The following is a 6,966-nucleotide window of genomic DNA, read 5'->3' as shown; positions in this document are numbered from 1 at the left end:
GCGACGGCCGCGGCGGGCAGCACGAGCGCGGCCGGCAGCAGGCCCAGCGCCAGCCAGAGCCCGGCGGCGGGCAGCAGCCACGCGGTGGCGGCGACCGACCCGGCGGCCACGGTGAGCGCGACGAGCGGCGGGGCCAGCCCGCGCAGGTACAGGTGCTGCACGGCTTCGACGTCGGCGACGAATCCGCTGAGCAGGTCGCCGGAGCGGGCGCCCGGCAGGCCGGCCGGGACGAGCGGCTCCAGCCGGCGGAACCACCGCACCCGCAGCTCCCGCAGCAGCCGCAGGCTCGCGTCGTGGGAGATCAGGCGCTCGGCGTAGCGGAACACGGCCCGCGACAGGCTGAGCGCACGCACCGCGGTGATCGCCACGGCCAGCGTGACGACCTCCGGGCGGAGCGCGGCGCGGGAGATGAGGTAGCCGGAGGTGCCCATCAGCGCGACGGCCGAGCCGAAGGCGAGCGCACCGCAGAGCGCGGCCGCGGCGAACCGGTGCGCGACGGGCCGGGCGGCGGCGAGCATCGCCGCCAGCGGGCGCCCGCTCACGTGAGGATTCCCGCGCGGGACCCGGACAGGTCGATCACCTGGTCGGCGCCCGCCGCCAGCCGCGCGTCGTGCGTGGCGACCACCACCGTGCGCCCGCGAAGGGCCAGGACGGCGTCGATCACCCGCCGGGCGGTGGCGGCGTCGAGGTGGGCGGTGGGCTCGTCCAGCAGCAGGAGCGGCGCCGGGCGGGCCAGCGCCCGCGCCAGCGCGAGGCGGCGCAGTTCCCCGGCGGAGAGCCCGGCGCCCGCCTCGCCCACGGTGCGGTGCAGCAGCGCCCCGGCGCCGGCCAGTTCGGCGGCGGCCACCGGGCTCAGCCCGCCGGGCTCGGCCGGGGTGATGGCCGCCAGCACCGGGCCGGGCCGCAGCCGCGGACGCTGCGGCAGCCAGGCGACCAGCCGCCGCCACTCGTCCGGGTCGACCGCGGCGAGGTCCGTCCCGGCCACGGTGATGAGCCCCGACGACGGCTCGATGAAGCGCATGAGCAGCGCCAGCAGGGTGCTCTTGCCGGCGCCGCTGCCCCCGACGAGCGCCGTCCGCTCCCCCGGGCGGATCTCCAGCGACATCCCGGCCAGCACGGGCGGGCCGCCGTATCCGGCGGTGACGTCCGCCATCCGGACGACCCCGAACCCGGCCGGGCGCGGGCGCGCCGGCGGCGGCACGGCGGGAGGCAGCGCGAGCAGCGCGGACAGCCGCCGCGACGCGGTCAGCCCGTCCGCACCGGCGTGGAACTCGGCCGCGAGCCCGCGCAGCGGCCCGTACAGTTCCGGCGCGAGGACGAGGATCGCGAGGCCCGCCCGCAGCCCCAGGTCGCCGGTCGTCAGCCGGAGGCCGATGCCGACCGCGACCAGCGCCGTGCCGAGGGTGGCGGCGAGTTCCAGGACGAACGCCGACAGGAACGCGACCCGCAGGACCCGCATCGTCTCCCGCCGGTAGCGGTCGGTGGTCGCGGCGACGGCCGCCGCCTGGGCGCGGCCCCGGCGGTGGGCGCGCAGGGTCGTCAGCCCGTTCACCACGTCCAGGAAGTGCCCGCTCATCTGGGCGAGGGCCCGCCACCGCTCCCGGGTCCTCGCCTTGGTCGACCGGCCGATCAGCGCCCCGAACAGCGGGATGAGCGGCAGCGTCACCGCCATGATCACCGCCGACGGGACGTCCCGGAACGCGACCCACGCGAGGATCGCGGGCGGCGCCAGCGCGGCGGTCGTCAACTGCGGCAGGAACCGGGCGATGTAGGTCTCCAGCGCCTCCACGCCGTCCGTGGTGACGGTCACCGCCTCGCCGGACGGCACGCTGCCGGGACGCGCCCGCACCAGCCGGTCCAGTACCCGTCCGCGCAGTTCGCCGACCATCCGGGACGCCGCCGTGCGGGCACCGGTCTCCTGCGTCCAGCCGATCGCGGCCCGCGCCGCGCCGGCCCCCGCGAAGCACAGCAGCGCCGGCAGGACGTCCCGCACGTCGCGGTACCCGAGGAAACCGGAGACGACGATGTGCGCGAACAGCGCGGCCTGGGCGATGGTGAGCGCCGCCGAGCAGGCGGCGAGCGCGCCCGCCGCCGCCAGGAACCGGCGGATGCCGGGGACGTCCCGCGGCAGCAGGCGATCGAGCGCGCGCATCGGCGGCCTACTCCCCGCCCCCGGCGGGCGCGCCCCCGGACGACGCGTCGCCCCGTCTCGTCCCCCGCTCCCGCGTGATCATGTGCAGCGGGGTCGGCGGGCGCGCGAAGTCGGCCCGCGAGAGCCGTGCCCGGAACACCCACAGCGCCCAGATCTGGTAGACGAGCACGACGGGCACGAACACGGCGGCGATGATCGTCATCGCGACCAGCGAGTAGTGGTTGGACGCGGTGCCGTAGATCGTCAGGCTGGGCGAGCCGGACGTGGACGACACCATGACCCGCGGATACAGCCGGGCGAACAGGGCCGCGACCAGCAGCACGGTCGCGGCCGACGTCCCGGCGAACGCGGCCAGCGGACGTCTCAGCCAGGCCAGCGGACCGGACGCGGCGGCCGCCGGCAGGCCCAGCCCGAGCAGCACGTACACCGGCACCGGATACGGCGCCGACGACGACGCCTGCACCGCCGTCCACACCGTGAACGCGATCAGCAGCACCGCCGCGACCGGCCACAGCGCCAGCGCCGTGCGGCGCGCCCGCGTCTCCAGGCCGTCCTCGGTGCGGATGGCGAGGAACAGCGCGCCGTGCAGCGCGAACGCCGCCACGAGCGCGAACCCGGTGAGCACCGAGTACCCGCTGAACAGCACCCCCTGGCCGCCGCTGACATCGCCGCGGGCGTCCATCGGCACACCGCGGGTGATGGCGGCGAACACGACGCCGAGCAGGAACGGGATCGCCGCGCTGGAGATCGGCATCGCGATGTCCCAGCGGCGGCGCCAGGCCGGGTCGTCGTGCTTGTTGCGGTACTCGATGGCGACGCCGCGCACGATGAGCGCGACCAGGATCGCGAAGAAGACCAGGTAGAAGCCGGAGAACATGCTCGCGTACCAGCCGGGGAACGCGGCGAAGGTGGCGCCGCCGGCCACGATGACCCACACCTCGTAGCTGTCCCACACGGGCAGGATCGTGGCGAGCAGCGCGTGCCGCTCCGGGTCGTCGCGGCCGAGGAAGGGGTAGAGCATCCCGACGCCGAAGTCGAAGCCGTCGAGCAGGAAGAACCCCATCCAGAGCACCGCGATCAGCACGAACCACAGCGTCTGGAGGTCGAAATGCCCTGCGGTCTGCATGGTGGTGCGCCTTTCGACTGGCCGGGTCAGTAGAGCATCGGCGGCAGCGAGTCCTCGCGGGTCACCTCGGGGGCGGGACGTTCCGGGCCGGCCTTGATCGCGCGGACCATCAGCCAGCCCATGATCGCGGCGAGCACCCCGTAGACCACGGTGAAGCCGGCCAGCGTCGCGATCACGTGGCCCTTGCCGACCGTCGGGGAGATGGCGGCGTGCGTCTTCAGCAGGCCCTGGACGATCCACGGCTGGCGTCCCATCTCGGTGAGCAGCCACCCGGCCGTGTTGGCGAGGAACGGCAGCCCGAGGAACGCGTAGGCCGTCCAGGCGAACCAGCGGGACCGCCGCCACCCGCGCCGGCGGATGAACCACAGCCAGAAGGCGCCGTACAGCACCCCGAGGAACCCGATGGTGATCATCACCCGCCACGACCAGTAGATGCTGCCGATGATCGGCGTGTAGTCGCCGGGCCCGTACCGCCGCTGGTACTCGCGCTGGATGTCGTTGATCCCGCGGATCTCGCCGTTCCACTCGTTGGTGGACAGCACCGACAGGCCGTGCGGCAGGACGATGTCGACGTTGGTCCGCTTCGGGTGCTTCTCCCAGGGCCCGATCGCCAGCAGGGAGAGCGGCGCGGGCGCCTGCGTCTCGTACAGCGCCTCGGCCGCGGCCATCTTCATCGGCTGGTGCTCGACCAGGATCTGCGCCTGGAAATGCCCCACGATGATCACCGCGAGGGACGCCAGCGCCGTCACCCAGAGCGCCCCGCGCGCGGCGGCCCGGAACAGCGTCACGTCCGCGTCCACCCGTCCCGCGTCCACCCGTCCCGCGCCGGCCTGACCCGCGTCCTCCCGCCGGGCCTTGCGCAGCCGGTACGCGGACGCGGCGATGACCAGGAGCGCCGCCGTCATCAGCGAGGCGGCGATCGTGTGGAAGAAGTGGGTGATCTGCAGCGGCTGGAAGAGGACGTGCCACAGCGACGTCATCTCCGCGCGCCCGTCCTTCATCTCGAAGCCGACCGGACGCTGCATCCAGCTGTTCGCCGCCAGGATGAAATAGGCGGACAGCGTCGTGCCCGCCACCACGAGCCAGATCATCGCGAGATGCACGCGCGGGGACAGCCGGTCCCAGCCGAAGATCCACAGTCCGATGAAGGTGGACTCCAGGAAGAACGCCACCAGGCCCTCGATCGCCAGCGGCGCCCCGAACACCGACCCCACGAACCGGGAGTAGACAGACCAGTTCATGCCGAACTGGAACTCCTGCACGATTCCGGTGACGACCCCCAGCGCGAAGTTGATCAGGAAGAGCTTCCCGAAGAACCGCGTCATCCGCAGGTAGTGCTCCTTGCCGGTGCGGTGCCAGGCGGTCTGCATCCCGGCGACGAACCAGGCGAGGCCGATGGTGAGCGGCACGAACAGGAAGTGGTACACGATGGTGACCGCGAACTGCCATCGGTCCAGAACCGCTGTCGTCTCCACCGCGCTCCCTTCCCCGCCGTCGGAGATCTCGGCGGCAGAGCACCATCGGAAAGCCGCCCGCACCGGGGATGCACTGGGCACATTTCCCGGCTGATCGATTCCGAAAGGCACCGCGGGGTCAATCGTTGATCAAGTTGCGGCCGCCCCCGGTGCGGTGCCGCCCGCCGCGACGGCCGGTGCGTGCGCCGCGCCGGCCGTGCCCGCCGAGGTCGGCAGGGGGGTGCGGCGGACTCCGCGAACCCATGTACTACGGTTCGTAGTACATGGGTCCGGACACGGTGAGCGAGAGGGTGCGCGCTGACGGCGGCATGCGGCTGCTGAGGTCGGCGGCTTTCTCCGCCGTGTGCACGGCCGTGTCGGCGTCCGCCCACTCCGCGGTCTCCGGCGCCGGGCTGCCCTGGTCGTCGCTGCTGGCCGGATGGGTCCTCACGATGGGCCTGGTGACGCCGCTGGCGGGCCGGGAACGGTCCAGGCACGCCATCACCGCGATGCTGCTGTGCGGCCAGATGATCCTGCACGTGGTGTTCTGCTTCGGGCAGGCCCCCGCGCAGCACGCCCCGGCGATGCCCGGCCACCACGGCATGGGCGTGCAGCTGATGCCGGGACCCGACATGTTCGCCGTGCACCTGGCGGCCGCGTTCCTGCTCGGCTGGGCCATGCACCGCGGCGAGCACGCCGTCTGGCGGATGGTGCGGATCTCGCGGCGCACGGCGGGTGTTCTCGCCGGTCCGCTGGCCGCGCTCCTCGCCGCCGTCTTCGCGCGGCCCGCCGCGTGCCGCCCGCTCGACCCGCGGCTCCGGCCGCGCCGCCGCTTCACCGAGGAGACCGGACGGGGCGAGACCCCGCTGCTGGACCACGCCGTGGTCCGGCGCGGCCCGCCCCTCCCGGCGACGGCCTGAGCCGACCCCTTTCCGCCGTGCCGGTGGTACGGCGCGCTCCACCCTGCGTCGCCGACGCTCCTCGCCCTTTGGAGGCTTCATGCGTGCCCTTCTGCACGCCTCCCCCCGGACGGCCGTGCCCGTCCGGGCGGCCCTCGTGGTCGCGGCGGTCTCGCTGACCGCGTCCGCGTGCGGCGGCACCCCGTCCGCGAGCCGCCCCGACGCCGCGACGCCCCCCTCCGGCACCGCGATCCGGCTCGACCGGCCGCTGCCGAAACCCGACCTGACGCTCACCGACGACCGGGGCCGCACGTTCGACCTGGTCAAGCAGACCGCGGGCAAGCCGGTGCTGATGTACTTCGGCTACACCCACTGCCCCGACGTGTGCCCGACGACGATGGCCGACATCGCCAACGCCGTGAAGAAGCTGCCGCAGGCCGAGCAGCGGAAGCTGCGGGTGGTCTTCGTGACCACCGATCCGGACCGCGACACCCCGAAGCGGCTGCACCGGTGGCTCGCCGCGTTCGACACCCGCTTCACCGGGCTCAGCGGCGACTTCGACGCGACCCAGAAGGCGGCGCGCAGCCTCGGCATCGCCGTGGAGAAGCCGCGCAAGAACGCCGACGGCTCCTACACCGTCAACCACGGCGCGCAGGTGCTCGCCTTCTCCCCCGCAGACGACAAGGTTCACATGATCTACACATCCGGCACCACGACCCGGCAGTACTCCGCCGACCTTCCGAAGATCATCAAGGGGGCGCTGTGAAGCGGGCCGCCGCCGCGCTCGCGGCACTCCTCCTCGCCACCGGAACGGCCGCCTGCGGCTCGAACGACAAGGGTTCCGAGGACAAGGGCCCTGACGGGCCGCACCTCGCGGTGAGCGGGGCGTACGTCAAGGAGCCGCCGATGCCCGACATGACGGCCGGCTACTTCACGATCACCAACACCGGACGGGACGCCGACACGCTGACCTCGGTGACCAGCGACCTCGCGAAGCACGTCACCGTGCACACCACGAAACCGGACGGCTCGATGACCGAGGCCGGCCCGCTGGCCGTCCCCGCCCACGGCCGGCTGGTGCTGCGCATGGGCGGTTACCACGTGATGTTCATCGGGCTGCACCGCAAGCCGAAGACGGGCGAAACCGTCACGATGACGCTGCGGTTCGCCACCTCGGCCCCGATCACCGTGAACGCCCCCGTCCAGCCCGCCGGCTACCGGCCCGGGGACCGGTGACCGGTGGGGGAACCGACCACGCGGCGCGGCGTCAGCCGGCGGTGGCTGCTCGGCACGGCGGGCGGCGCCGGCGTCGCCGGGCTGGCCGCCGGCGGCTTC

The 6,966-nt window shown here is 73.8% G+C and carries 6 protein-coding genes and 1 pseudogene; 3 read left to right on the top strand and 4 right to left on the bottom strand.

Features of this window, described 5'->3' with window-relative positions; genetic code table 11:
- The 4 genes and pseudogenes from AF1_RS31030 to AF1_RS31015 all read right to left on the bottom strand — a co-directional run.
- A pseudogene (locus AF1_RS31030) lies at positions 1-542 on the bottom strand (thiol reductant ABC exporter subunit CydC); the annotation flags it as partial.
- Entirely contained in the window at positions 539-2,152 is a 1,614-nt protein-coding gene (gene cydD / locus AF1_RS31025; RefSeq protein WP_067807522.1) for a thiol reductant ABC exporter subunit CydD, read from the bottom strand. The pseudogene AF1_RS31030 and the gene cydD, both read right to left, overlap by 4 nt.
- A 7-nt stretch (positions 2,153-2,159) precedes the next feature.
- Entirely contained in the window at positions 2,160-3,278 is a 1,119-nt protein-coding gene (cydB, locus tag AF1_RS31020; RefSeq protein WP_084263499.1) for a cytochrome d ubiquinol oxidase subunit II, read from the bottom strand.
- A 26-nt stretch (positions 3,279-3,304) separates the two neighbouring features.
- The gene (locus tag AF1_RS31015) at positions 3,305-4,753 is read right to left on the bottom strand and encodes a cytochrome ubiquinol oxidase subunit I (RefSeq protein WP_067807519.1); all 1,449 of its coding nucleotides are present in this window, start codon (positions 4,751-4,753) and stop codon (positions 3,305-3,307) included.
- Between the two features lie 278 nt (positions 4,754-5,031).
- On the opposite strand from AF1_RS31015, the gene AF1_RS31010 reads away from it, so the two are divergent.
- From AF1_RS31010 to AF1_RS31000, 3 genes are all read left to right on the top strand, one after another.
- Positions 5,032-5,652: a hypothetical protein gene (locus AF1_RS31010; protein WP_165488491.1), complete on the top strand. Its 621-nt coding sequence runs from the start codon at positions 5,032-5,034 to the stop codon at positions 5,650-5,652.
- A 79-nt stretch (positions 5,653-5,731) separates the two neighbouring features.
- Positions 5,732-6,397: an SCO family protein gene (locus AF1_RS31005; RefSeq protein ID WP_067807511.1), complete on the top strand. Its 666-nt coding sequence runs from the start codon at positions 5,732-5,734 to the stop codon at positions 6,395-6,397.
- Positions 6,394-6,867: a copper chaperone PCu(A)C gene (locus AF1_RS31000; RefSeq protein WP_067807508.1), complete on the top strand. Its 474-nt coding sequence runs from the start codon at positions 6,394-6,396 to the stop codon at positions 6,865-6,867. Before AF1_RS31005 ends, AF1_RS31000 begins: the two co-directional genes overlap by 4 nt.
- Positions 6,868-6,966: the final 99 nt, after the last annotated feature.

This window comes from Actinomadura formosensis NBRC 14204, assembly GCF_001552155.1.
GTDB lineage: Bacteria > Actinomycetota > Actinomycetes > Streptosporangiales > Streptosporangiaceae > Spirillospora > Spirillospora formosensis.
Note: the sequence above shows the minus strand (reverse complement) of the source record. Positions and strands in the feature narration are given on the sequence as shown.

What these genes read in the sequence shown, in the direction of transcription:
- cydD (WP_067807522.1), bottom strand. Translation starts at nt 2,152, where the DNA reads ATGCGCGCGCTCGATCGCCTGCTGCCGCGGGACGTCCCCGGCATCCGC.
- cydB (WP_084263499.1), bottom strand. Translation starts at nt 3,278, where the DNA reads ATGCAGACCGCAGGGCATTTCGACCTCCAGACGCTGTGGTTCGTGCTG.
- AF1_RS31005 (WP_067807511.1), top strand. Translation starts at nt 5,732, where the DNA reads ATGCGTGCCCTTCTGCACGCCTCCCCCCGGACGGCCGTGCCCGTCCGG.